The organism is Desulfovibrio sp. Fe33 (genome assembly GCF_028532725.1).
Lineage (GTDB): Bacteria > Desulfobacterota > Desulfovibrionia > Desulfovibrionales > Desulfovibrionaceae > Pseudodesulfovibrio.
Genome location: NZ_JAQKGU010000011.1, coordinates 40,302 through 62,985, shown reverse-complemented (window position 1 = coordinate 62,985; position 22,684 = coordinate 40,302). Strand labels below are relative to the sequence as shown.

Below are 22,684 nucleotides of genomic sequence, written 5' to 3'. Positions count from 1 at the left end.
TTTTTGACGAAAATTAGAATTCAAACGCGTGTTGCATTCAAGCGATTCTTTGCTTTTTTACAACACTAACCAATCAATCGTGTTGCATTTCTACGATTATTTCTTTCGCGCAACCACAACCCGATCCCATCCGGCGAGGTCTTTCAGAACCTCAACCGACTCGAATTGCGGAAAATTGTTGCCAAGAATATCTATTATCGCTTGCCCCTGGCCACAACCGATCTCCATATAGAACCGGCCGCCGCACTTGAGCATGGAAGCGACCCGGGGGAGCATCGCACGAATGTGGTCGAGCCCATCAACACCGCTGACCAGAGCGCCCGTGGGCTCGAATCCGGTCACTTCGCGGCTCGCCTCCGCAAACTCGCATTCGGTCACATAAGGCGGATTGGACAGGACCAGATCGAATTCCCCATCGAGGGTTTCTTTGGTGAAGTCAAGCAACTGAAATGCAATCCGATCCTCCACGCCATGGGCGCGCGCGTTGCCCTGAGCCACCTCAAGGGCGTCCCGGCTGATATCCACCGCCGTACAGCGCGCCAGAGGAAAAATCGAGGCGACAGTCACGGCTAATATGCCGGACCCGGTACCGAGATCGGCGAAAAGAAGAGGACGGTCCTTGGAATACGCTTTCTCAACGGCCTCGACGATATGCTCCGTTTCGGGACGAGGGATGAGCACAGCGGGCGAAACCGCAAAATCAAGCCCGTAAAATTCCTTGGACCCGAGAATGTAGGCTACCGGCTCTCCGGATTCGCGGCGGGAAATGAGAGCATCGACCGCTGCGCACTCCTCCTCGGAAAGCACTCTTCCCCGCTCCAAATTCAGCGAGAGGCGGGAGCACCCCAGAGCGCGGGCGGCAAGGAGTTCGGCGCTTAAACGAGGCGAGTCCACGCCTGACAAGCGGGACTCGCACTCTTTGAGAACTTCCTGAATATTTCGAGGCACCGGGATTCCTCGGCGCAGAGACTTAGTCGCCCTGCCGCTTGAGCGCTTCGGCCTGGAAGTAGCTGATAAGCGCATCGGTCAATTCCTGCAACTCGCCCTCCATGATCTGGGGAAGCTTGTGCAGAGTCAGGTTGATGCGGTGATCGGACACGCGGCCCTGGGGATAGTTGTAGGTACGGATACGCTCGGACCTGTCGCCGGAACCCACCTGGCTCCGACGGGCCGCTTCTTCCTCGGCCTTGGCCTTGTCCTGCTCAATCTGCAACAGACGGGAACGCAGGACCTTGAGGGCCTTGGCCTTGTTCTTGTGCTGCGACTTCTCGTCCTGGCAGATGACCACAAGCCCGGAAGGGATGTGGGTCACGCGGATGGCGGAGTCAGTGGTGTTGACCGACTGACCGCCGGGGCCTGAGGAACGGAACACATCCACTCGCAGGTCCTCGGGACGGATATCCACGTCGACCTCTTCGGCCTCGGGCATGATGGCCACGGTTACGGCGGAAGTATGAATGCGCCCCTGCGATTCGGTGGCCGGGACGCGCTGCACCCGGTGGGTGCCGGATTCGTACTTGAGTTTGCTGTAGACCTTGTCGCCGGCAATGGAGGCGATGACTTCCTTATAGCCGCCGGAACCGGTGTGGTTGGCGCTCATCTCCTCGACTTTCCAGCGGTTGATCTCGGCATACCGGGTATACATGCGGTACAGGTCGGCCGCGAACAAGGCCGCCTCGTCGCCGCCGGTGCCCGCGCGGATTTCAAGGATGATGTTCTTTTCATCCATGGGATCCTTGGGCAGCAACAGAACCTTGAGTTCCTCTTCCAACTCGGGCAGACGCTCTTCTAAATCATCAAGCTCGGCCTTGGCCATCTCCCGGATTTCCGGGTCGGAGTCGCCGAGCATCTCGCGGTTGTCTTCGAGGTCCTGCGAAAGTTGCTTGTACTGACGGAAGACCTCGACTACCTCGCCCAGGTCGGCGTGGGCCTTGGAGACCTTCTTGTACCGCTCCTGGTCGTTGAAAATATCGGGTTGAGCAAGCTCCTGCTCCAACTTTACGTATTTTTCTTCAATCTCTTCAAGCTTGCCAAACATGATCAGCACTCCTCGGCATTGACGGCGCAGCGCAAAGCGGCAATGGCCACCTCAAGCTGGCTATCGTCGGGTTCCTTGGTGGTCAACATCTGCATCATCAGCCCGGGCCAGCACATCAGTCTGCACAGGGTATTCTTGTTGTATTTACCGGCGAACTTGATCATCTCGTAGGCCACACAACTGACCGGAACCATGAGAATGAGCTTCATGCCGACGATGTACAGATGTTTGACGAAAAAATGTTCCGGAGAATAGAACGTCAGAAGCCACGGCACCAACACGGCATAGAGCATGATGGACACCGCCAGAACGAACAGCAGAAAGGCGGTACCGCAGCGCGGATGCAGGCGGCTGTAGAATCGACTGGACGCCGGAGACAATTCCTTGCCCTCCTCCCAGGTCCAGATGACCTTGTGCTCGGCCCCATGGTACTGGAAGACCCGGTGAATGTCCGGGATATAGGAAATGGCCAGGATATAGCCGATGAAGATGATCATCTTTATCAGCCCGTCCCATGCGTGAAAGCTCAAAGAATCCACATCGCCGCCCAGTCCGAGCATTTCCATACCAACGGACAAGAAGTGCGGAAGCACCACGAACAGGCCAAGGGCCGCGCCCAACGCCAGCACCATGGTCAGAACCAGATGCCAGGTGGTCAGTTCGCCGCCCTCCTCCTCGCCGTCATCGGCCGCCTGCACGGCGGAATAGTTCAGGGCCTTGATGCCGTTGACCATGGTCTCGATGAGTATGGGAAAGCCGCGCAGGAAGGGTTTCTTGAGCAAGGGATGCTTGACCATGGTGTACCACGGCCGAACATCGGTGACGATCTCGCCGTCCGCCTTGCGGATGGCTATGGCAAGTTTATCCTTGGCGCGCATCATGACGCCTTCGATCACAGCCTGGCCACCCACGGTCTGGGGAGCAGCCATCGTCAAAAGTCCTCGCAGTTTCAAGCAGATACCCTCCGGTAATAGATAGCACCGGGGCGGCGGACGCCATACCCCGTACTACGGAGAATTAAGGATTCCCCGCCAGTTGTAAAGCACCGGATAAAACAATATGCCTCCGAAGGGTACAAGACCCCAACGAAGGCATATGGTCTCGGCTTACGCCGAAAAAAAGAGCTACTTGGACTTGGCGGCCAGGGTGCTCAGATCGCCGTACTTCTTGCGGAAGCGATCGATGCGGCCGGCGGTGTCCACAAAACGCTGCTTGCCGGTGTAGAAGGGATGGCAGTTGGAGCAAATTTCCACTTCGAACTCCTCACCCTTGGTGGTCAGCAGCTCGGCCTCGTAACCGCAATGGCAACGAACCTTGGCCTTGTAAGTCTTGGGATGAATATCGTTTTTCATGACTATCTCCTGTCATTCTTTGTGCGTGGAACTCGGTCTTATACGCACTGCCCCACCGATTGGCAAGCAAAATCTTCCGGGTTTCCCCGGCCTTCACCGCTTCTCGGACGCACGGTCGCCCTGTTCCACCCTGGGCGCAAAAAAGGCGGGAGCCGAAGCACCCGCCTTGAACTGTCGAGTTCGATTGAGAACTAGACGCAGCCGGTGGGCTTGGGCAGACCGGCCATCTTACAGGCTCCCTTGCCCGGTCCGGACGGGAACAGCTCGTAGATCTGCTTCAGCTTGAAGCCGGTGACCTTGGAGAGGATACGGACCATCGGAGCGATGCCGTTCTTCTTGTAGTAGTCCTGCAGGAAGTCGATGACTTTCTGATGGTCCTCGGAGATCTCCTTGATGCCCTCGGATTCCTTCACGTATTCGACCCAAACAGGGGTCCAGTCTTCAAATTTCTGCAGGAAGCCGTCTTCGTCAACTTCGAAAGAAGAGCCCTGGAATTCAACAACAGCCATTGTATCCTCCTAAGTGGATGTTTCTCTTGCTGTAGCTCCGCGCAACCGTCGGAGCAACCTTATCCAAATAAACAGCGATCCGCTGCTTAGCTGCTAACTAAAAAACACGGCTCAAAACCGTGTGGGGACATTACGTCGACTCCCCAACCTTGTCAAGTACTCGGCACATTTCAATACAACAAAAAACGGCCTGGGGCTTCCCTCATAACAAACTAGGATTCCAGCAGTTCGCTCAAATGTTTCTGAGCATAATCCAAGGTCGGGTCCATGTCGAGAGCCGCCTGCAAATAATCGGCAGCCTCCTGGCGATGGCCCAGAAACTTGTGACACAAGCCCAAATTGGCAAGATCATGCGGCGAACCGCTGTCGATATCGAGGGAGGCCCTGAAGTCGGCTGCGGCCTGTTCATAACGCCCGCCCTTGAAGTGCGCGACGCCGCGCAGGTTGAAGAACTCCCTGCACTCGCGGTCCAATTCGATGGCGCGATCCAGAAGCCCGACGGCGTCCTCCCACTCCTCGGCCTGGGACAGGGCGTAGGCCTGATAAAACACAGCCAGTCCCCGTTCGGAGTCGGCGGGTTGCAGGTCAACGGATTCCTCGAATCTTGCCGCCGCGTACATGGGATCACCCATGCGCAAGGCGAGAAGCCCATGGAAGAACGGCAGGAAATACGCGCCGGGGTAGACCTCCTCAAGCACGTCCAGCCCTTCCAGAGCCTCGTCGAAATCGACGTCCTCCGCCAGGATGCGGCCCACAAAAAGGCCTATGGACCGATGTGGGGTCCGTTCCCGGAAATCAAAACCGGGCACGAAGTTGTAATTGGCCGTGACCATCAGCTCCGGATGACGGGTATCGACGGAATAGAGGGTGCGGCCCATGTCCGCAAGCCCGCCGGCCAACGCCATCAGTTCATTATAGATGTCCGCGTCCTCCACCGACGGCAGGGAATCGAGCGGCGCGATCTCCCCTTCCTTCAGCCACTCGATCTGGTCGAGCTCGGTGAACTTGGGCAGTCCCGACGCCTCATAAACGCGGCTGGTCTCGAAATCGCCCGCCAACTGTGCCACTTCGGTCACGGCCCGGATGGCCGCCTTGACCGGCGACGAAGCGGTGCCCGCAGTGAAGACGATCTCGCTCAGGGCGGGAAAAGTCTTGCGGTCCCAGGCGACGGCGCCGACCGTGGGCACGGGGTGGCCGAGGGAAAAATCCTTGAGGATAATGGACACGCCGTTTCGCTCGAAGCAATCCAGCAAGCGGAGCAGCACCGGATCATCACAGGAAGCCGGATCAATGGTCGGAGTTGCCTGGCGGCTGCGATCGATAAGGGCGCAGACATGGCGCTCGACCAATTCGCAGGCCCCTTGGGCGATGGATTCCTCGAAGGTGTTCCCCGCCGACGATCCGTTGAATTCATTAAGTTTCTTGAACCAATCCAACGGAACATACTCCTGCTTGCCGGAGAGCACGTTCAACGCGGGATGGAACTTCCAACGCAGCAGATTCATGAGGCGCACGGCCTTATCCGGTTCGAGGTCTTCGTCCACCGAACGGATGATCTGTCCGATGTCCATGACTTGTCCGGGCCACCTTTCCTGCGCCTCGGACCAGGTAAGCTCTTCGAAATTGGCCGGAGATGCCCAGAAGCTGAAATAGGAAAAACGCTCCACCAGCTCCATGAGCGCCGAAGCTTCGGCCTGTTCCGGCGACGCCCCCTTGCCCATCTGCTTGCGGGTGGGCATGACCTCACGGGCCTCGGGCCCGCATTCGCTGACGAATACGGGAATACCGAGCCTGCCGGTGTCGACCCGGTCCGTCTTGGCCAGGACGCCGCGGCATTTCTCAGCCAGGATACCCTTGACGCGGGTCACGGTCTCCACCGGGCTGCACGCCTTGTCCTGATCGGTGGTAAAGGATTTTCGGCAATGCCCAAGTTCCATCACGCCCCCTTCCTTTTCATCCGGAACAGGTTGATGATGTTTTCCTCGCCGGTTTCATTATCCTTGTAATTGGCGGCGGACTTCATCATGGCGAACATGCCGTCCGCCTTGTCGAAGAACTTCCTGCCTTGCCGTTTCTTGTCCATGGCCATGAGCACCTCGGCGCTCGGCGACTGGGCGAGATGGGCGTCAAGGAAATCCGCGAGCGGCTCGTAGACGGCTTCCTGATAAAGGACCTCGCAACCGATGATGTAATCGAAACGGCGGCCCAGGGAATCCCTGGTGAAATCGACTTTGCGGATATCCACCTTGCCGTCCAGGCCGTTTTTGAGGACATTGATCCGGCTGACCAGCAGAGCGAAGGGCTCCACATCGGTAACGGTCACATCATGGCCGAGCTTGGCCATGACCATGCCGTCGACGGCGCAGCCCGCGCCCACTTCGAGAACCGAACTGTTGGGAACGAACGGGAATCGACTCAGGGTGTAGCCGAGCACCAGACAGGAGGGCCAGACCTTGGCCCACAGGGGCAAGTTGATCGTCTTGCCCCCCCTGCTCTTGTCCACCAACTTGTCGAGATATTTCTGCATCTGCCTGACCTGGAGAACCTCCAGATTCATGCCGCCTATGGTCACGGTTTCGAAACCGACCTCGCCGAACTCTCTCACGGCGATGTCGATGAGCGCACCGATAGGCTGATCCAGGTCGAAAACGGTATCCGCCATGTTTTCCCTCCGGGAACGGTAAACCTCAAGGGGAGGCTATGTTTTATTGAACGATCGGATTGATTTTTTCCAAGACCCACAGGCCGTTGAGCACGGAGTCACTGCTGGAGAACTCCCATACGGTCCGCAATTCAACCGGACGGCCCTCCTCGCCCACGCGAAGCTGCGCGTCGTACCGAACAGAGGCGGCGGTCCGGCCGCCTTCGGTCTTCAGTTCCACAAGCCGGGCGGAGACCAGCATGACGTCGGTTCTCGGGCGATCGCCCGCAGCCAGGGCGTCGCTGTAGACTCCATCGGAAAGGAAATCTCGAATGGCGTCGAAATCATCCTTGTTCCGGGCCTGCTGAAAACGCGAGAACAAGAGTTTGGCTCCTTCCAGGAACTCGGACTCGTCGAACCCGTCCACCCGCGCAGGCGCGCCGGTTGGCGTGGTGGGCACGGGCTTGTCCTGCCCCTGGGAGCTGAGCATGTCCCAGGTGCGCCGGGCGGCCTCGTGGCGATCCATGGCAACGGGTTTGGCCTGGTCCCCGCCTGCCCGGCCGTCTTCGCGGGAAGCGGAGGCGTCATCGGTGCGGGAGGGATCGTCGGGCCGAGACCACTGGCCGGGACGGGAGTTGTCTCCACCGCCCGACCGCCGTCTGAAGGCTCGGACCAGAAAATATGCGATGAGCGCCAGCAGGAGAATATTCAAAACGCTGCCGGTGCGGCCTTGGGTCGCGTCCTGGGCCAGGGCCGGAGTGGCCGTGAGCAGGACCAGGGCGGACGCGGTCAAACAACGGGCCAGGCGGGCAACCGGACCCGGCGCGGTAGCAAATATGACGTTGTGCATGGATGCTTCGTAAAACAAAGTCGAAGGACAGGCAATCAATCGATGAACGCAAGATTGCGCAGAATGGCGTAGAGGCTCTCCACCTCGATGGGCTTGGGCAGGTAGGCCGCCGCGCCGCCCTTGTAATAGGCGCGGACCACTGTCTTGGGATCGTTCAGGGCGGTAATCATGATGACCTTGGCCTCGTCGACGGCGGAAACGCCCGTCTGCTGCTCCAAGGCCCTGATATCCTTGAGAGCCTGGTGGCCATCCTTGTTGGGCATCATGATGTCCATGCAGACCAGGTCATAGGGACGTCCTTCCTCCAGGGCCCGGCGAAAGGCGTCGACACATTCGACGCCGTCGGAGGCGGTATCGCACTCGCCGAAATCGGACAGAAGCGCGGTCAACAGCTTGCGGCTGGTAAATTCGTCTTCCACAATGAGAATTCGCATCACTACCCTCCTTCTTCAACGGCAGGAAGATACACCAAACTGACAAGGAATTCAACGGGCAGGGACCTACGCCTCGCCTGATTATAAACCTCCGCGAAGGTTCATCCAGCGACCGGGACTTGCCCTGAAAGCGATTGCAACGTAGGTACAGGCCACGACGAATCACGCCGCCCGGAGGAACAAACGCATGGACCTTTCACACATCCCCGCCTTTCTCGGCGGTTTCTTCGATTTTCTGGACAGCCCCCAGTGGCGCGCCTGGCCATTCAACTCCGGATACGGGGAGCACATCCTGCCCGCAATAGCCCGGATGCTCTTTGTCGCCGCGATTATCGGCGTGGTCCTGCTTTTCCTTCGCCTGCTCTTCGGCCCCGGCGGTCCGCTTCGGGACAAGGAACTGGAGGAGGAAGCCCGGCTCGAAACCGAACGTGAACGGGCTGAACTCGACGAGATGCTCGCGAAAGGCGAGATTTCCGAAATGGAATACAAGGTCAGAATGAAAGGCCTCAAGGATTGACCATGTCCCTGTCCGACCACATCCTCATGGTCCGAGAATTCGCCGAAGGCCACCTCGTGGGCGAGAATCGCAACGACTACCACATCCGCCTGAAGCTCGACCATTCCATGCGGGTGCTGGACAACGGACTGGCCATCATCGAAGGCGAGGGGATAAACGGCCGCACTGCCCAACTCGCAACCATGGCCGCCCTGTACCATGACATCGGAAGGTTTCCCCAGTTCGCCCGATACGGAACCTTCAAGGACGCCGAATCGATCAACCACGGGCGCATGGGCGTGCTCACCCTGCGCAGCCTCGACCTTCCCGACGGATTCACGGAGCATGAATGGAGGCTCATCCGGGCCGCCGTGGGCCTGCACAATGCCAAGACGGTCAATCCCGGCCTGAAAGGTCCCCTGTCCTCCATGGTCAACGTCGCCCGAGACGCGGACAAGGTCGATATCTTCGGCGTGATCCTGGACCACCTGAGCCAGCCGGGCACCCCAGACCGGGTTGTCATCCTCCAGCTTGAAAAGCATCCCACCCGCTATTCCCGGGCCGTTCTGGACGCGGTCATGTCAGGCGGCTCCTGCGACTACTCCATGCTCCGCTACGACAAGGATTTCCTGATTCTCATGGCAGGCTGGCTCTTCTCCCTGGCCTACGGCACATCGGCGCGCCTGCTGCTCGACCGTGGACTGGTGGAGCGCACCTTCGGGATGCTCCCGAAAAACGACGAGATCACCGATTTAAAGGAAAAGGTGCTCACCCACCTGCAAGCCGCGACCTCAGCCCGACACTGAACGCCTCCCGCCCCGGGGGCGGACATTCCCTTTCTCCCGATGCGCGCTTTACATCCTGTCGCGAATGCTTATCCTTTTCGATAACGCATTGTATCCGAACACAGGAGAACCCCATGTCCGACACACTCTACGACGTCGCCATACTCGGCTCCGGCCCCGGCGGCCTTCAGGCCGCCATCCACGCATCGCGCAAGAAGGTTAAAACCCTGATGCTCGGCCGCATCGACAACTCCAGCCTCTACTGGGCGCATGTCGAAAACTACTGCTGCCAAATCGAGATCACGGGCGAGGAAATCCTGAAGAAAGGCCGCGCCCAGGCAGAGAATTTCGGCACTGAATTCCGGAACGAGGACGTGCTCGCCATCGAACAGGAAGGCAAGACTTTCTCCCTCAAGCTGGAATCCGGGGACATTGTCAAAACCAAGACCGTAATCCTCGCCACCGGCTCCAACCGCAACAAGCTGGGCGTACCCGGCGAGAAGGAGCTGCTCGGCAAGGGTGTGAGCTACTGCGTCGACTGCGACGCGGGCTTCTACCGCAACGAGGTGGTGGCCGTGGCGGGCTGCCGCAGCGCCGCCGCCGGCGGGGCCGTGGCCCTGACCAACTTCGCCAGCGAAGTACACCTCTACTGCGCCGAACTCGATGTGAACGAAGGATTACGCCAACAGCTGACCGCCACGGGCGTGAAGGTCCACGAAGGCGTGAGCATCAAGGAAATCCTCGGGGAGAACGCCGTTGAGTCCGTGCTTCTGGACGACGATTCCACCCAGCCGGTCACCGGGGTGTTCATCGAACTCGGGGCCAAGGGAGTGCTGGAGCTGACCGCCATGCTCGGCGTGCAGCTGGACGAGAACATGAAATACATCGAAGCCGACAAAAAGCAGCGCACCAACGTGCCCGGCATCTACGCCGCGGGCGACATCTGCGGTCCGCCCCTGCAAATGGCCAAGGCGGTCGGCGAAGGATGCGTGGCGGGAATAGAAGCCGCCACCTACGCCAAGAAGCTCGAACTGGACTAGCCGGACAAGCTAATCTCCCGGGATGCGACAGCAGACCCGGGCCTTGATGAAACCGGATATCCGAGCGCGGATGTCCGGTTCATCGTTTTCGAAGCGCAGGACGGCATACCGTTCATGATCCTTCATGAAAACCTTGAGCACGGAACATCCTACCGACACGGCCGACCTCTTCACTCCGTAGGGGCGAATCGTCAACCGCACCCCGCCCCCTGTCTCGATAGGGAAGTCGTCCTGCCCGGCGACCGGGAAACGTATGCGGGCGCAACTATCTGAAATATCATCGACAACCCCGTTGACGACACGCTCCCCAACGGACACGGAAGCGGGGAAAAAGCAGGCGTATCGGGGCTCGCCGCGTCCTTCCGGGGCAAAAAAGGTCTTCGGCGCCGCCAACTCAAGCCGCGCGTCATGCGAACCGCCGACGCGCAAAATGCGGGTGCCGAAACAGAGCAGCCTGCCGTCATACGCATAAAGGACTTCGGCGAAGGCGTCGGCCTCGATTCGATCCAGAACCCCGGAGGGCACCTCGGCGCGGACCACCAGCCTGCCGTCCCGGCCCACCCCGGAGACAAGCGCGATAAAACGGTCCTCGAACGTGGACACTTCGAGGAGGATGCTGTCGCCGATGCCGATGTCCATACAGTCCTCCTTATCACTTCAATAAACTATGGCCTTTCTGCCCGCAATTATATATACACGCTCCCCATGCTCAAAACGCTCGGAATCCTCGCCTGGGGAGGATGTCTTCTGACACTGGCCTGGCAGGGTATAGCCTGGGCCGTCACCGGTTCCCGCCCCTCCCTGACCCTCATGAATGTTCTCGGAGGGCTGTTTGGCCTCGACCTGCCCGCCCTCGCGCTCCGGCTTCCCCTCGACATTGCCGCCAAGGCCGCCTACGTGCTCGCAACAACCGAACTGGCCCTGTTCCTATGGTGGGCCGGAGCGGCGATATTCGGTCTGATGTTCGCTCTAGGCCTGCTGCGCCGGAAATAAATTCGGTCCGAAACGACCGGTTTCGGATAACCGTCGTCACAACCATGAAACCCCTAGGGTATGGACTAAACCACACGGTTTCAGCTACAAACTGCTATTAAGCCCTAAATCAAGAGGTTCATCTTTTGCAGAATCGGTATCTCCCCATCGCCATTGTTACCGGCATTCTCTTTCTCGCCGCCCTGGGCGGCTATCTGGCCCCGGCCAGCTCCGAAGGACCGCCGGTCCGGGTGCTGCTGGAAAACAAAGGCGGCAAGGTCATCCTGAACCACGCCCAACACATCGAGGACCAGAGCGGACAGTGCGCCGACTGTCACCACACCACGGGCGAAGACCCGAATCCTCCCGCCTGCTCCACCTGTCACGTGGCCAAGTTCGACAAGGCGTTCGCAGCCGGACACCAAAAGACCATGGATGAAAAGCTGTGCGCCTCCTGCCACCATGCGGGAGCGACCATCGCCAAGTTCAACCACGACGAGCACGTTGACAACTACGCAGACGGCGACTGCCGGTCCTGCCACCATTCCGAGGACATCGAACCCGAACCACAGGCCTGCTCCAACTGCCACTCGGACGGCGGCGATTCACTGCCCAGCCTGCGCGACGCGGCTCATGCCCGATGCGCCGACTGCCATGACGACATGTTCAAGGAAGGGACCACGGGCTGCACGCGCTGCCATGAACGCAAGCCCGAACCTGCCGCCAAGGCCGAATACCGGGCCTGCGCGGACTGCCACACCGTCCCCGCGGACCAGTTGATACCCACCACCATGGCCGCCTACCACGGACAATGCATGAGCTGCCATGAAGAGAACGGAAGCGGCCCGTTCGGCGACGACGCCTGCGGCCAATGTCATATGAAATAAGGGATTCCAGAGACATGAGCTATTACGACTTCAGCCTGCTGTGCGGCGAGACCGGCCCCCTGGTCTCGGCCTCCCGCCCCGACAGGCTGCGCCTCCCCATGGAAGGCATGACCCCGATCCTGGCCGTGGGCGACCAGGTCCTCGCCGGCGCCAAGGTGGCCCTGGGCAACGGCCCGGACACGGGCGACCTGCACGCCCCCCTGGCCGGGACCATCCTCGAAGTGGAACGCTACTCCATACTTCTTGAAGTGGACGGAGGAGGCAAAGCCGACCCCATCCAGCCTTGTCGAGACGGCGGCGAGCCGCTCCGGCATTGGCTCAAATCCATGGGCGTCAACGTAGGCGCCCTGCGCAAGGCCCCTACACTGATTATCAACGGAGTCCCGCCCGAACCGGGCATCTCCGTGTTCGAGCCCCTGCTGCACGACTACCGCAAAACCCTGGAGCTGGGCCTGGAAACGGCCGCCAAGGTTGTGGAACCGTCCAAGATGTTCCTGGCGGCCGCCAAGGGCAACAGGGCCAACGCCTTCGCCAACTGCGAAGTGGTCCACGTGGCCCCGGTCTATCCCAACGGACTCGACCCGTTGGTTTACAAGGCGGTCCTCGGGCAGGAGGTCCTGCCCGGCTCCCGGCCGGAAAACGCGACCATGCTTTCGGTCGGCGACCTGTACGCCATCGGCCGGGTCATGGAAACCGGCCGCCCCGTAACCGAAACGGTCATGACCATCGGCGGGCAGAACCAGCTCGTCCGCGTGGGCACCCCCGTCGGATTCCTGGCCGCCGAGGCCGGAGCGCAAATCCAACCTGGCGACCGCCTCGTCCTGGGCGGCCCCCTGCGCGGCCTGGCCGCGGCCAACCTCGACCAGGGGGTGGGCAAGGACTCCTGCGGCCTGACCATCCTGCGCAGGGAAGAGGGCCTGGAGCCCACCGACAATTTCTGCCTGGGCTGCGGGGCGTGCGAACGCCACTGTCCGGCCCGGATCATGCCCGGCCTGATAAGCCGATGCGCCGAATTCAAGCAGTTCAAGCGGGCCGAGGCCTACCACATCCACTCCTGCATGGAATGCGGCCTGTGCGGCTACTGGTGCACGGCGCAACGCCCGCTTCTGCAATACATCCGCCTCGCCAAATACGAGTTGGCCCTGCTGGCCGGAGCCAGCGCGCCTGCCGGACCTTCTGGCGACGAAATCAAGGAGCAGACCGGAGACACGCCATGCTGAAGCAGCTCAACCCCATTCTGACCGTAACCGCGCCGCCGCATGTGCATTGCGGACGGACCATCCGCCGCCAGATGCTCGACACCCTCGTCGCGCTCCTGCCCGCGGCCGTCATGGCCGTGGTCATCTTCGGCGTGGAAGCGCTCCGGGTCATGGCCCTGTCCTGCGCCGTAGCCGTGGTTGCCGAGGCCGCGCTCAACCGAATCATGAAACGCGAACAGTCCGTTGACGACTACAGCGCCCTGGTCACGGGCCTGATGCTCGCCTTCCTGCTGCCCGCCTCGACTCCATGGTGGCTGGTGACGATCGGCTCGATCGCCTCCATCGCCTTGGGCAAAATGATCTTCGGCGGCCTGGGCGGCAACCCGCTCTGCTCGCCGCTGGTGGGCTGGGCCGTATGCCGCATATCCTGGGGAGGCTACATGGACACCAACGCGACCATGCTCTCCTTCAAACTGGCCGCCCCCCTGCAACAGCTCAAGTATTTCGGCGTGGACCACATCGACTCCATCCGCTACTCCGACCTGCTCCTGGGCAACCAGCTCGGCGGCCTGGGGGCCGTCCATGTGGCCGCCCTTCTGGCGGGCGGAGCCTTCCTGCTTCTGCGCAGGCACATCTCCTGGGAAATCCCCGCCGCCTTCATCGGCGGGCTCCTGCTGACGGCCTGGGCCTACAACCTCATCGACCCCACGGTCTATGCCCCGCCCCTGTTCCACCTGCTGGCGGGCGGCGCGGTCTTCGGAGCCTTCTTCCTGGCCACCGATCCGGCCTCCAGCCCCATCGGACGGCTGCCGTCCATCCTCTTCGGACTCATGGCCGGAGCCATGGTCATCGTCATCAGGGTTTACGGCATCTATCCCGACGGCGTGCCCTTCGCCATCCTGCTGACCAACCTGTTCACCCCGCTGCTGGACCGCATCCGGCCCAAACCGTTCGGCGGACCCTATTCATTCCTGGACGGCTCGGAGGGCGTGTAGATGAAGGAAATGATAAAGATGGTCCTGGTCCTGTCGCTTATTTGCGGCCTGTCCGGGCTGACTCTGGCTTCGGTTCGCCAAGCCACCTCGGAACGCATCGAGGAACAGGTCCTGACCTATGTGCAGGGCCCGGCCCTGGCGCAGATATTCGTCGACTTCGACAACAACCCGGTGAAGGACCGCAAGACATTCGACCTGCCCGACGGCACCGTAACCGTGTTCCCGGCCATGAAGGACGGCAAACTCCTGGGCGTGGCCTTCGAGACCTTCGGCAAGGGGTACGGCGGCCCGGTGGGCATCATGGTCGGCTTCGACACCGACGGCTCCAGACTGGCGGGCATCGGTACAACCACCCTCAAGGAAACGCCGGGCATGGGTATGCGCCTGGTGGAGCCCGAGTACCGCGATCAGTTCCGCGGCCACGCCACCGATTCCCTCGCCCTGAGCAAGGACGGCGGCGACATCACGGCCATCGCCGGAGCGACGATCTCATCAACCGGCAGTGTGGCCGCCGTCAACGAGGCGATCAGGATATTCCAACAGATCAAGGACAAGATCCGCAACACGTGGACGTCCTAGCAAGGTATTGAGCATGAGCACATTGTGGAAGGAATTTTCGAAAGGACTGTGGCGCGACCTGCCGCCGTTCAAGCTGGTCCTGGGGCTTTGCCCCACCCTGGCCGTCACCAAGACCGCATACAACGGCTTCGGTATGGGCATGGCCGTCATCTTCGTCCTGGCCCTGTCCAACATGCTGGTTTCCATGTTGCGCAACATCATCCCGTCCAAGGTCCGCATCGCCTGCTTCATCGTGGTCGCCGCATCCCTGGTGGTCTGCGTGGAACTGCTCATGCAGGCCTACGCCTATCCGTTGTACCAGCAGCTCGGCATCTTCGTGCCGCTCATCGTGGTCAACTGCATCATCCTGGGACGGGCGGAAGCATTCGCCTCCAAGAATCCGGTCCTGCTGTCCGTGGCCGACGGCCTGGGCATGGGACTGGGCTTCACCCTCTCCCTGACGTTCCTCGGTTCACTGCGTGAGCTGTTCGGTTACGGCACATGGTTCGGAATGCAGATCATGGGCTCCTGGTACGAGCCGTTCGGCTTCATGGTGGAGGCCCCCGGCGCCTTCGTCTGCCTGGGCGTACTGCTCGCGGGCATGAACGCCCTGACCAACTGGCAGCGCAAGACCAAGGGGCTGGAGGCCGTCGAAGGCCCGGTCCACGACTGCAAGACCTGCGGCATGTGTTCCAGCAAGCCGAGAGTTTAGGGAGGCACCATGGATTATTTCGTTCTCGTCATAGCCGCCATCTTCGTCAACAACATCGTGTTGGCGCAATACCTGGGCAACTGCCCGTTCATCGGCACGTCCAAGGAATCGGGCGTGGCCATCGGCATGGGGCTGGCCGTCGTGTTCGTGGCCGCCATGGCGGCGGTCATCACCTGGTGTGTGCAGAAATTCCTGCTCGCGCCCAGCGACCTCGACTACCTCCAGACCATCGCCTTCATCCTGGTCATCGCCGCCCTGGTCCAGTTCGTCGAAATGTTCCTGAAAAAGGCCATCCCCCCGCTGTACAAGTCGCTCGGCATTTTCCTCCCGCTGATTACCACCAACTGCGCGGTGCTCGGCATCGCCATCATCTGCCAGCGAGAGGAATACACCCTGCTCGAAACCCTGATCTTCTCCGTGGCGTCGGGCTTCGGCTTCATGCTCGCCCTGGTGCTTCTGGCGGGCATCCGCGAGCGGCTCGACCTGTCCAGAGTGCCCATGGCCATGAAGGGCACCCCGCTCGGCCTCGTCATGGCCGGGCTCATGTCTCTGGCCTTCTTCGCCTTCAAGGGCATGGCTTCCTAGGAGTTTGACCGCATGATAACCGCTTCCGTTCTGATTCTTTTCGGCATCGGGTTCACGGCCGCCATCATTCTGGCCGTGGCCTCCAAGCTGCTCTACGTCTACGAAGACCCGCGCATCGCCCAGGTCGAAAGCGTGCTGGCCGGGGCCAACTGCGGCGGGTGCGGCTTCCCCGGCTGCGCCGGAGCCGCCCAGGGCGTGGTCGAAGGCAAAGCCGGAGCCACGGTCTGCGTCATCGGCGGAGACGCCGTGGCCGTGAAGGTGGCCGCCATCATGGGCCTTGAGTTCTCCTCCATGGAAAAACAGGTCGCCTTCGTGGACTGCACCGGCGGCATCCGCGCCGAGGAAGTCTACAAATACGCGGGGGTCAAGGACTGCCGCGCCCAGCACATGCTCTACAACGGCTCCAAGATGTGCCCCGAAGGCTGCCTCGGTTTCGGCACCTGCGTTACGGCCTGCCAGTTCGGGGCCATCGAAATGGGCCCCAACGGCTACCCTGTGGTCGACCCGAATCTCTGCACGGCCTGCGGCGGCTGCGAACAGGTCTGCCCGCGCGGCGTGATTACCGTCTGGGGCATGTCCGCGCGCATCACCCATCTCAATCTCGAAACCGACTGCCTGGCCCCGTGTCGCCAGAAATGCCCGGGGCAGATCAACATCCCCCGCTACATCGAACAGGTCTCGCGCGGCGATTACGCGGGCGCTTTGGAGACCATCCGCGAACGCATTCCCATGCCCCTGTCCATCGGACGGGTCTGCCCCCACCCCTGCGAAGGCGTCTGCCGCCGCGGCCATGTGGACGAGCCCGTGGGCATCAACATGATAAAACGGTTTGCGGCCGACTGGGAAATGAATTCCGGAACCCGCCTGCCCATCCCCTGCGCTCCGGACACCGGCCGCAAGGTGGCGGTCATCGGCGGCGGCCCCGCCGGGTTGTCCTGCGCCTTCTTCCTGCGCCGCCTGGGGCACAGCCCGACCATATTCGACTCCATGCCCAAACTCGGCGGCCAATTGCGCTACGGCATCCCGGAATACCGCCTGCCCAAGGCCGTGCTCGACTGGGAGATCGAGGGCATCCTCGACCTGGGTATCGACGTGCAATACGAAAAGTTTTTCGGAAAGGACTTTTCCCTGAACACCCTGCGGGAAGACGGTTTCGAAGCCGTATTCCTCGGCATCGGCGCTTGGATGAACATGAACCTGCGCATCGAGAACGAGGACGCCGCCGGCATATCCACCGGCACCGAATTCCTGACCAAGGTGGGACTGGGCATCGACACCGGCACGGGCAAAAAGGTCGTGGTCATCGGCGGCGGCAACACCGCCATCGATGCGGCCAGGACCAGCCTGCGCCTCGGCGCGGAAGTGACGCTCATGTATCGCCGCACCCGAGACGAAATGCCCGCCAACGTGGAGGAAATCATCGGGGCCGAGGAGGAGGGCGTCAAATACCTCTTTCTCGCCGCGCCCACGCGCATCGTCACCGATGACGCCGGGCACGTCACCCACGTCGAATACATCCAGATGGAACTCGGCGAGCCCGACGCATCCGGACGCCGCAGCCCCGTTCCCATCGAAGGGTCCGAAACCCTGCTCGAAGCGAACACCGTGTACACCGCCATCGGCCAGAAGCCCGAACTTTCGTGCCTGTACGAAGACGGCGTCTGCCAATTGGAGGAAACGCGCTGGCGCACCCTGGCCGCCGATCCCGATACGCTGCAAACGGCCATGCCCCACGTCTTTACCGGCGGCGACATGCACACCGGTCCGGCCCTGGTCATCACCGCCCTGGGCGAAGGGCGCAAGGCGGCACGATCCATTCACCAGTATCTCAACGGCGAAACGCCTCATGTTGAAGAGCGTACCCAGCGCGACCTGCTCGCCTACACCATGTTCACGGATATCCCGGACGTGGGCTGGCGTGAACGGTCCAAGATGCCGCACCTGTTGGAATGCGACGAACGCGCCTGTTCCTTCGATGAAATCGAAGGCGCGCTCAACGAAGCCCAGGCCAAACACGAGACATGCCGGTGCCTGCGGTGCGGCCTGACCTGCTACAATCGGGACATGGCCGAGGGACAGGAATGCGCCAGCGAAGATTGTGTAAAAAATCAGTAAAAAAAGGTTGCCAAGCCTCAGGGTAGAAGGATATACAGTTTCTCCCTTGAGGCGATGTCCCCAAGGAAAGACCAAAAAGGGCGATTAACTCAGCTGGTCAGAGTGCCATCTTCACACGGTGGAAGTCACAGGTTCAAATCCCGTATCGCCCACCACGTAATCAAGGGTTTAGGAGTTTTACTCCTAAACCCTTTCCTTGTTTTGGGGAGCAAATGGCAGGACCAAGTCCCGGGAGGAATCAGAAATTGGCTCCCTCCCCCGCCAAGACAGATCCTCTGGAACGGATAATAACGATGCAATTCGTCCCCCTGTGCAAAGCCCTTCGGCGATGCGAAGAATCGTTCTGTTTGCCTTTCCGGCCCACCGACGCACGCGAATTTTAATCCGAAGGGGCTTCATGGGGGTATGGTTTAATAGGTTGGATAAACAGCCTGTATCTGTTAGCGTCCGTACAGGATTTTAAGGGTGCACATACCCTTTGTTAACTATATAAATCAATAATACTGAATTCTTATCGGATGAATATACTCTTCGTAAATTCGACCCGCAAATGGGGCGGGGTCAAAACGTGGTGCCTCGACATGGCGGAAAGCCTTCTCCGCCAAGGACACAAAACATGGATTGTCGGCCGCCCTGGAGCATTCGTGGAAAAGGCGACGCATTTGGGAATCCCTGCCGCCGCGCATTCATTCGGGTTTGACCTCAACCCGTTGTCCATCATTTTCTTTTTGAAGTACCTGTCAAAGCACAAAATTGACGTTCTGGTCTGCAACATATCCAAGGACTTGCGTACTGCCGGGGTCGCCGCCAAAATTTTGGGGATTCCCGTAGTGCAACACTTGGGCGCACCCCATGATGTGGTGAACAGATTCAAGACCAGGGCCACACAGCGTGTTATCGGGGCGCATCTGATCGCGTGCAGCAATTTTGTGTTGAAAAGCCTGACAAAGTCAGTGCCGCTATTCAACGACTACGACTTCACGGCCATATTTCCGGGCACGCGCCCAAATCCGCTTTCCCCATCCCGCAACCATTCTCCGCGAACCATCATCGCCACAAGCCAACTCAACAGGGATAAAGGGCATTCCCACCTTTTGGAAGCCCTCGCCGGTTTGAAGCACAAAGGGTACGAATTTAAATGCATAATTGTTGGCACTGGCAAGGATGAACAGGCACTCAAGGAGCTCTGTCAATCGCTCGGTTTGCATGATGAAATTGAGTGGACCGGTTTTGTCACCGATGTTACGGCCGAGCTTGAACGCGCGGATATTTTCGTACTGCCCACTCTTTGTGAGCCTCTCGGCATCGCTCTTGAGGAGGCAATGGCGAACGGTCTCGTTCCCGTGGCGCGAAACATAGGAGGGCCGCCGGAAATCTGGCACCCTGACATGAAAGAGCTTCTCGTTGAGCCTCAAAGCAATAGTGCCGGATTTGAAAAGGCCCTTGCCCGCCTGTTGGACTTGCCCGATGAGGAATTGCTCGCCATGAAGCAGGCCGTTCATGCCCATGCCGTCACCACATTTTCACTCGACACTCAAGCTCAAAAGTTTCTCAACTGGCTTGAAACGTTTACTTAATACCTGTTTTGGCTCCCCGCCCGGATCACGAGGGAGCGTTCCGAGATCGAACGTCTCTCAGTAGATGAAGTATCGACAAGCCTTCTCCGCGCTTTCTTCACACGGCGGAAGTCACGGCTTCCCCCCGTTTAGCCCACCACTTTGATGAAAAAAACGGACGCTTGAATCAAGCGTCCGTTTCCTTTTGCGCGCAATAAAAACTGTTCTTGACCCGGTACTCAGGACGTTACCCACTCAAGGGCCTGGCCGAGCTTTTCCGGCGGGTACAATCTGATTTCGCAATCCATGAGCAGTTCGCCGAGCTTGACGCCCCACCGCACCCAGTTGGAGCCGCCGACAACGGCGAGTCTGCGGAAATCCTTGCGATGGGCCAGCCCGAACTTGGCGTCGTCCCATGCGGCCATCACATCCCACCCGGTGAAATCCGCATCCATGTAGAACAAGGCGTCGGCCTTGCCGTTATCATTGATGAGCTTCTCCAGGGCCGGAATCCAGACATCCCGGTAGTCCTCGTCCGTCAATCTGTCGGAAGCCCGGACCGCGAGCATCTTCGGCGTGGACTGTTCCATTACGGTAATCATGCGGCACCTCCTTGATCGGATGACACTCCACGGAATAACCATACCCCATTTGCGAACATAAGCCCAGAACCGGCCGCCGCCGAATCAACGGCCGAGGTGGCGAAGCAGTTCCCGGGCGGCGGCATCGCCGGGTGAATGCTCAAGGGTTCGCACAGCCAATTCCCTGGCCTTCTCCGGTCGGCCAGTGGCCAGATAAACATTGGCCAGGGCGACGAAATAGTCGCGTCTCGGATCAGCGGCCAGCGCCCTTTCCAAAGCGCTCCCCGCTTCCTCGGGGCGATGCAGGGCGAGCAGCACCTGGGCATGGTTGTACTGGACCCGGCCATTGCCCGTCATATGCGCGGCCGCCCTGCCGAGATGGCCCTCGGCCTCCTCGTACCGGCCCATTTCGGCGAGAAGCAGGCCCAGGGAATAGGCGACCTCATGCAGATCCGGATTGTCGGCGGCCACCTCTCCCAATAGCCGCGCTGCCTCGGCATTGTCTCCTCGCCGGTTCAGGAGCATGGCGAGATTGACCTTTGCCGGATAGAACAGGCCGTCGATCTCGATTGCCTTGCGATATTCCTTCTCCGCCTCGTTGTCCTGCCCCCGATTGACCGCCAGATTGCCGAGATTGTACCGCTGGGGGGCGAAATCGGCGTTGTATCGCAGACTCCGCCGGTACGCCTCCAATGCATCCCGGAAGGCTTCCCGGTCCGCCTCGCGAATATCCTCTTCCGGCAATGCGCTAAGCAGCGCGGCGGCCTCCATTCGCACGGCCTCGACCGGATCGTACAATTTGGGCGCAATGCGCTTGAGCCGGGTCCCGGCGTCGAAATATTCCAGGCTTCGGATGGAGGTATAGCGAATCAGGGCGTCCCCGTCTTCCAAGGCCCTCGCCAATGCCGCGCGGCTCGCATCCGACGGGTAGGCGCGGAGCAGCTCCAAGGCTGTGGCCCGGACAATGGCGGGCGAAAGCGCGTCATCGGCCAGGCGCACAAGCTCGACTTCGGCCTCGTGTTTTCCTGCCCGACCGGCCGCGAGAACCGTGCCGTAATGGGGCTTGCGCTTCTCTCCGTACCACCTGGTCACAGCCTTCACGTTCCAATCCAGCGACTTATCGTCGTGGCAACCTTTGGCCGAACAGGCGTTAGGAGTTCCCAGGGACTCGCTCAGGTCGGGGCGCGGAATCCGCAGGCTGTGATCCGCCCGCCTGTCGATGCCCATGTAGGTGGATTCAGGCATATGGCATCGGACGCACAGGTATCCCTCGCTCGGCCTGCCTTCATGCTCGCGCTTGTGGAAATGATGGCCCGGAGAATCGTAGACCTCAGCCCGATGACACCGGGTACACAGATCGTTGCCGTCCGCATGTCGCTTCAGCCCGTGCACGTCATGACAATCACTGCAACGCACCCCGCGCGCGAACATCCTGCTTTGCAGGAAGGAGCCGTAGACGTAGACCTCTTCCTTTATCTGCCCATCAGGATAATACATCCCTTCCCCGAGCAATTGCGGGATCATCAGGTTCAGAAGTTCCTCCTGGACATGACGGTTGTCTCCCAACTGAAAACGGCGGGAGTGGCACGGAGCGCAGATCGCGACCTGTTCCCCGGCCGCAAGATTCCCCGTGCGCACGGTCAGTGCGTAATTCGGCGTGTCCTTGCGCGCCAGGGGCGGCAGCCCGGCCCATTCGACATGTTTGGAACCCGGTCCATGACAGGCCTCACATCCCACGTCGATCTCCGACCACGTAGTGTCATACGTGTCGTTCTCCGGGTCATACCCCTTCCGAACCCGCGTCGAATGGCACTCGGCGCACATGGCGTTCCAGGTCTGACCGCCGTTGGTCCAGTGGAGCCAGTCGTCCGGGCCGTCCACATCGTAAGGCGGCAGCCGGTACCAAGCCTTCCGCTCAACGTCCCAGGCGATATTCAGGCATTGCAGCCTGCCTCCGGGAAAAGGGACCAGATATTGTTGCAGGGGATAAACCCCGAAAGTGTGGGATATATCGAATCGCCCGGGCTTGCCGTCCGGCCCCTCGGTCTCGACGCAATAGCGGCCGTCGCGCCTGAAGAAACGCGTAACCGCGCCGGTATGGGGATCGGTGTAGGCTACATTATCGAAATCGCCGAGCACCGTGGTCTCGTCAGCCACGTCCATGGCCCTGTCGTGGTCCGAGCCAAGCCACTTCTCATAAGCGGTTCGATGGCATTCGGCGCACGCCCTGGAACCCACGAACCGGGCGGATTCATCCGGCTCCTGCGCGACGGGCGGGCGAAAATGCAGAGCGGCAAAGGGGGACAGCAGAATGAAGACCGCCGCGACGAACGCGATCCGTTCCCATGCTGCCGAGCCGTGGAATGAAATGGCCATTAC

At 60.4% G+C, this 22,684-nt stretch carries 24 protein-coding genes and 1 tRNA gene; 13 read left to right on the top strand and 12 right to left on the bottom strand.

Annotation, left to right across the window (positions count from 1 at the left end):
* Nucleotides 1-96: 96 nt before the first annotated feature.
* The 9 genes from prmC to PSN43_RS13635 form a co-directional block, all read right to left on the bottom strand.
* Nucleotides 97-948: a peptide chain release factor N(5)-glutamine methyltransferase gene (gene prmC / locus PSN43_RS13675; protein ID WP_272701293.1), complete on the bottom strand. Its 852-nt coding sequence runs from the start codon at nt 946-948 to the stop codon at nt 97-99.
* A 22-nt stretch (nt 949-970) separates the two neighbouring features.
* Nucleotides 971-2,038 (bottom strand): peptide chain release factor 1, encoded by a 1,068-nt coding sequence (prfA, locus tag PSN43_RS13670; protein ID WP_272701292.1) that lies wholly within the window; start codon nt 2,036-2,038, stop codon nt 971-973.
* 2 nt (nt 2,039-2,040) lie between these two features.
* Nucleotides 2,041-2,967 (bottom strand): DUF1385 domain-containing protein, encoded by a 927-nt coding sequence (locus PSN43_RS13665; RefSeq protein ID WP_272701291.1) that lies wholly within the window; start codon nt 2,965-2,967, stop codon nt 2,041-2,043.
* Between the two features lie 195 nt (nt 2,968-3,162).
* Entirely contained in the window at nt 3,163-3,390 is a 228-nt protein-coding gene (gene rpmE / locus PSN43_RS13660) for a 50S ribosomal protein L31 (RefSeq protein ID WP_272701290.1), read from the bottom strand.
* A 191-nt stretch (nt 3,391-3,581) separates the two neighbouring features.
* Complete coding sequence (locus PSN43_RS13655; RefSeq protein ID WP_014321317.1) at nt 3,582-3,899, bottom strand: TusE/DsrC/DsvC family sulfur relay protein; 318 nt, start codon at nt 3,897-3,899, stop codon at nt 3,582-3,584.
* Nucleotides 3,900-4,111: 212 nt separating this feature from the next.
* Nucleotides 4,112-5,839, bottom strand: coding sequence for a YcaO-like family protein (locus tag PSN43_RS13650; RefSeq protein WP_272701289.1), 1,728 nt, complete (start codon nt 5,837-5,839; stop codon nt 4,112-4,114).
* A complete protein-coding gene (locus PSN43_RS13645; protein ID WP_272701288.1) occupies nt 5,836-6,561 on the bottom strand; it encodes a class I SAM-dependent methyltransferase in 726 nt (241 codons plus the stop codon). Before PSN43_RS13645 ends, PSN43_RS13650 begins: the two co-directional genes overlap by 4 nt.
* Before the next feature lie 43 nt (nt 6,562-6,604).
* Nucleotides 6,605-7,390, bottom strand: a complete 786-nt coding sequence (locus tag PSN43_RS13640; RefSeq protein WP_272701287.1) for a Tim44 domain-containing protein — start codon at nt 7,388-7,390, stop codon at nt 6,605-6,607.
* 35 nt (nt 7,391-7,425) lie between these two features.
* Nucleotides 7,426-7,824, bottom strand: coding sequence for a response regulator (locus PSN43_RS13635; RefSeq protein ID WP_272701286.1), 399 nt, complete (start codon nt 7,822-7,824; stop codon nt 7,426-7,428).
* Nucleotides 7,825-8,011: 187 nt separating this feature from the next.
* On the opposite strand from PSN43_RS13635, the gene PSN43_RS13630 reads away from it, so the two are divergent.
* The 3 genes from PSN43_RS13630 to PSN43_RS13620 all read left to right on the top strand — a co-directional run bounded on the left by PSN43_RS13630 (nt 8,012) and on the right by PSN43_RS13620 (nt 10,145).
* Nucleotides 8,012-8,341 carry an SHOCT domain-containing protein gene (locus tag PSN43_RS13630; RefSeq protein ID WP_272701285.1) on the top strand — a complete coding sequence of 110 codons (330 nt, stop codon included), beginning with the start codon at nt 8,012-8,014 and terminating at the stop codon, nt 8,339-8,341.
* 2 nt (nt 8,342-8,343) lie between these two features.
* Nucleotides 8,344-9,126, top strand: a complete 783-nt coding sequence (locus PSN43_RS13625) for an HD domain-containing protein (protein ID WP_272701284.1) — start codon at nt 8,344-8,346, stop codon at nt 9,124-9,126.
* Between the two features lie 113 nt (nt 9,127-9,239).
* On the top strand, nt 9,240-10,145 hold the full coding sequence (locus PSN43_RS13620; RefSeq protein ID WP_272701283.1) for an NAD(P)/FAD-dependent oxidoreductase: 906 nt from the start codon (nt 9,240-9,242) through the stop codon (nt 10,143-10,145).
* 9 nt (nt 10,146-10,154) lie between these two features.
* Here the strand turns inward: PSN43_RS13620 and PSN43_RS13615 are convergent, their stop codons facing one another.
* The gene (locus PSN43_RS13615) at nt 10,155-10,784 is read right to left on the bottom strand and encodes a PilZ domain-containing protein (RefSeq protein WP_272701282.1); all 630 of its coding nucleotides are present in this window, start codon (nt 10,782-10,784) and stop codon (nt 10,155-10,157) included.
* A 66-nt stretch (nt 10,785-10,850) separates the two neighbouring features.
* Here PSN43_RS13615 and PSN43_RS13610 point away from each other — a divergent pair, with 66 nt between their 5' ends.
* From PSN43_RS13610 to PSN43_RS13565, 10 genes are all read left to right on the top strand, one after another.
* Nucleotides 10,851-11,138: a potassium:proton antiporter gene (locus tag PSN43_RS13610; protein ID WP_272701281.1), complete on the top strand. Its 288-nt coding sequence runs from the start codon at nt 10,851-10,853 to the stop codon at nt 11,136-11,138.
* Between the two features lie 125 nt (nt 11,139-11,263).
* Nucleotides 11,264-12,004: a cytochrome c3 family protein gene (locus PSN43_RS13605; protein WP_272701280.1), complete on the top strand. Its 741-nt coding sequence runs from the start codon at nt 11,264-11,266 to the stop codon at nt 12,002-12,004.
* Between the two features lie 14 nt (nt 12,005-12,018).
* The gene (locus PSN43_RS13600; protein ID WP_272701279.1) at nt 12,019-13,224 is read left to right on the top strand and encodes an electron transporter RnfC; all 1,206 of its coding nucleotides are present in this window, start codon (nt 12,019-12,021) and stop codon (nt 13,222-13,224) included.
* Nucleotides 13,218-14,198: an RnfABCDGE type electron transport complex subunit D gene (locus tag PSN43_RS13595; RefSeq protein ID WP_272701278.1), complete on the top strand. Its 981-nt coding sequence runs from the start codon at nt 13,218-13,220 to the stop codon at nt 14,196-14,198. Before PSN43_RS13600 ends, PSN43_RS13595 begins: the two co-directional genes overlap by 7 nt.
* Nucleotides 14,199-14,777 carry an RnfABCDGE type electron transport complex subunit G gene (gene rnfG, locus PSN43_RS13590; protein WP_272701277.1) on the top strand — a complete coding sequence of 193 codons (579 nt, stop codon included), beginning with the start codon at nt 14,199-14,201 and terminating at the stop codon, nt 14,775-14,777.
* Between the two features lie 13 nt (nt 14,778-14,790).
* Nucleotides 14,791-15,468, top strand: a complete 678-nt coding sequence (rsxE, locus tag PSN43_RS13585) for an electron transport complex subunit RsxE (RefSeq protein WP_272701276.1) — start codon at nt 14,791-14,793, stop codon at nt 15,466-15,468.
* 9 nt (nt 15,469-15,477) lie between these two features.
* On the top strand, nt 15,478-16,053 hold the full coding sequence (locus PSN43_RS13580; RefSeq protein WP_272701275.1) for an electron transport complex protein RnfA: 576 nt from the start codon (nt 15,478-15,480) through the stop codon (nt 16,051-16,053).
* A 12-nt stretch (nt 16,054-16,065) separates the two neighbouring features.
* Nucleotides 16,066-18,168 (top strand): FAD-dependent oxidoreductase, encoded by a 2,103-nt coding sequence (locus tag PSN43_RS13575; protein ID WP_272701274.1) that lies wholly within the window; start codon nt 16,066-16,068, stop codon nt 18,166-18,168.
* Between the two features lie 78 nt (nt 18,169-18,246).
* Nucleotides 18,247-18,323 (top strand) — tRNA-Val (locus tag PSN43_RS13570).
* Nucleotides 18,324-18,686: 363 nt separating this feature from the next.
* Nucleotides 18,687-19,745 (top strand): glycosyltransferase, encoded by a 1,059-nt coding sequence (locus PSN43_RS13565; protein WP_272701273.1) that lies wholly within the window; start codon nt 18,687-18,689, stop codon nt 19,743-19,745.
* Between the two features lie 218 nt (nt 19,746-19,963).
* Here the strand turns inward: PSN43_RS13565 and PSN43_RS13560 are convergent, their stop codons facing one another.
* Nucleotides 19,964-20,326 carry an STAS/SEC14 domain-containing protein gene (locus PSN43_RS13560; RefSeq protein ID WP_272701272.1) on the bottom strand — a complete coding sequence of 121 codons (363 nt, stop codon included), beginning with the start codon at nt 20,324-20,326 and terminating at the stop codon, nt 19,964-19,966.
* A gap of 84 nt (nt 20,327-20,410) precedes the next feature.
* Entirely contained in the window at nt 20,411-22,681 is a 2,271-nt protein-coding gene (locus PSN43_RS13555) for a tetratricopeptide repeat protein (protein ID WP_272701271.1), read from the bottom strand.
* Nucleotides 22,682-22,684: the final 3 nt, after the last annotated feature.

Bases quoted from the DNA above. Each gene is read 5' to 3' on its own strand.
- PSN43_RS13645 (WP_272701288.1), bottom strand. From the start codon at position 6,561: ATGGCGGATACCGTTTTCGACCTGGATCAGCCTATCGGTGCGCTCATC.
- PSN43_RS13565 (WP_272701273.1), top strand. From the start codon at position 18,687: ATGAATATACTCTTCGTAAATTCGACCCGCAAATGGGGCGGGGTCAAA.
- prfA (WP_272701292.1), bottom strand. From the start codon at position 2,038: ATGTTTGGCAAGCTTGAAGAGATTGAAGAAAAATACGTAAAGTTGGAG.
- PSN43_RS13555 (WP_272701271.1), bottom strand. From the start codon at position 22,681: ATGGCCATTTCATTCCACGGCTCGGCAGCATGGGAACGGATCGCGTTC.
- PSN43_RS13595 (WP_272701278.1), top strand. From the start codon at position 13,218: ATGCTGAAGCAGCTCAACCCCATTCTGACCGTAACCGCGCCGCCGCAT.
- PSN43_RS13600 (WP_272701279.1), top strand. From the start codon at position 12,019: ATGAGCTATTACGACTTCAGCCTGCTGTGCGGCGAGACCGGCCCCCTG.
- rnfG (WP_272701277.1), top strand. From the start codon at position 14,199: ATGAAGGAAATGATAAAGATGGTCCTGGTCCTGTCGCTTATTTGCGGC.
- PSN43_RS13625 (WP_272701284.1), top strand. From the start codon at position 8,344: ATGTCCCTGTCCGACCACATCCTCATGGTCCGAGAATTCGCCGAAGGC.
- PSN43_RS13610 (WP_272701281.1), top strand. From the start codon at position 10,851: ATGCTCAAAACGCTCGGAATCCTCGCCTGGGGAGGATGTCTTCTGACA.
- PSN43_RS13630 (WP_272701285.1), top strand. From the start codon at position 8,012: ATGGACCTTTCACACATCCCCGCCTTTCTCGGCGGTTTCTTCGATTTT.
- PSN43_RS13560 (WP_272701272.1), bottom strand. From the start codon at position 20,326: ATGATTACCGTAATGGAACAGTCCACGCCGAAGATGCTCGCGGTCCGG.
- PSN43_RS13635 (WP_272701286.1), bottom strand. From the start codon at position 7,824: ATGCGAATTCTCATTGTGGAAGACGAATTTACCAGCCGCAAGCTGTTG.
- PSN43_RS13655 (WP_014321317.1), bottom strand. From the start codon at position 3,899: ATGGCTGTTGTTGAATTCCAGGGCTCTTCTTTCGAAGTTGACGAAGAC.
- rsxE (WP_272701276.1), top strand. From the start codon at position 14,791: ATGAGCACATTGTGGAAGGAATTTTCGAAAGGACTGTGGCGCGACCTG.
- PSN43_RS13640 (WP_272701287.1), bottom strand. From the start codon at position 7,390: ATGCACAACGTCATATTTGCTACCGCGCCGGGTCCGGTTGCCCGCCTG.
- PSN43_RS13665 (WP_272701291.1), bottom strand. From the start codon at position 2,967: ATGGCTGCTCCCCAGACCGTGGGTGGCCAGGCTGTGATCGAAGGCGTC.
- PSN43_RS13580 (WP_272701275.1), top strand. From the start codon at position 15,478: ATGGATTATTTCGTTCTCGTCATAGCCGCCATCTTCGTCAACAACATC.
- PSN43_RS13575 (WP_272701274.1), top strand. From the start codon at position 16,066: ATGATAACCGCTTCCGTTCTGATTCTTTTCGGCATCGGGTTCACGGCC.
- rpmE (WP_272701290.1), bottom strand. From the start codon at position 3,390: ATGAAAAACGATATTCATCCCAAGACTTACAAGGCCAAGGTTCGTTGC.
- PSN43_RS13615 (WP_272701282.1), bottom strand. From the start codon at position 10,784: ATGGACATCGGCATCGGCGACAGCATCCTCCTCGAAGTGTCCACGTTC.
- PSN43_RS13620 (WP_272701283.1), top strand. From the start codon at position 9,240: ATGTCCGACACACTCTACGACGTCGCCATACTCGGCTCCGGCCCCGGC.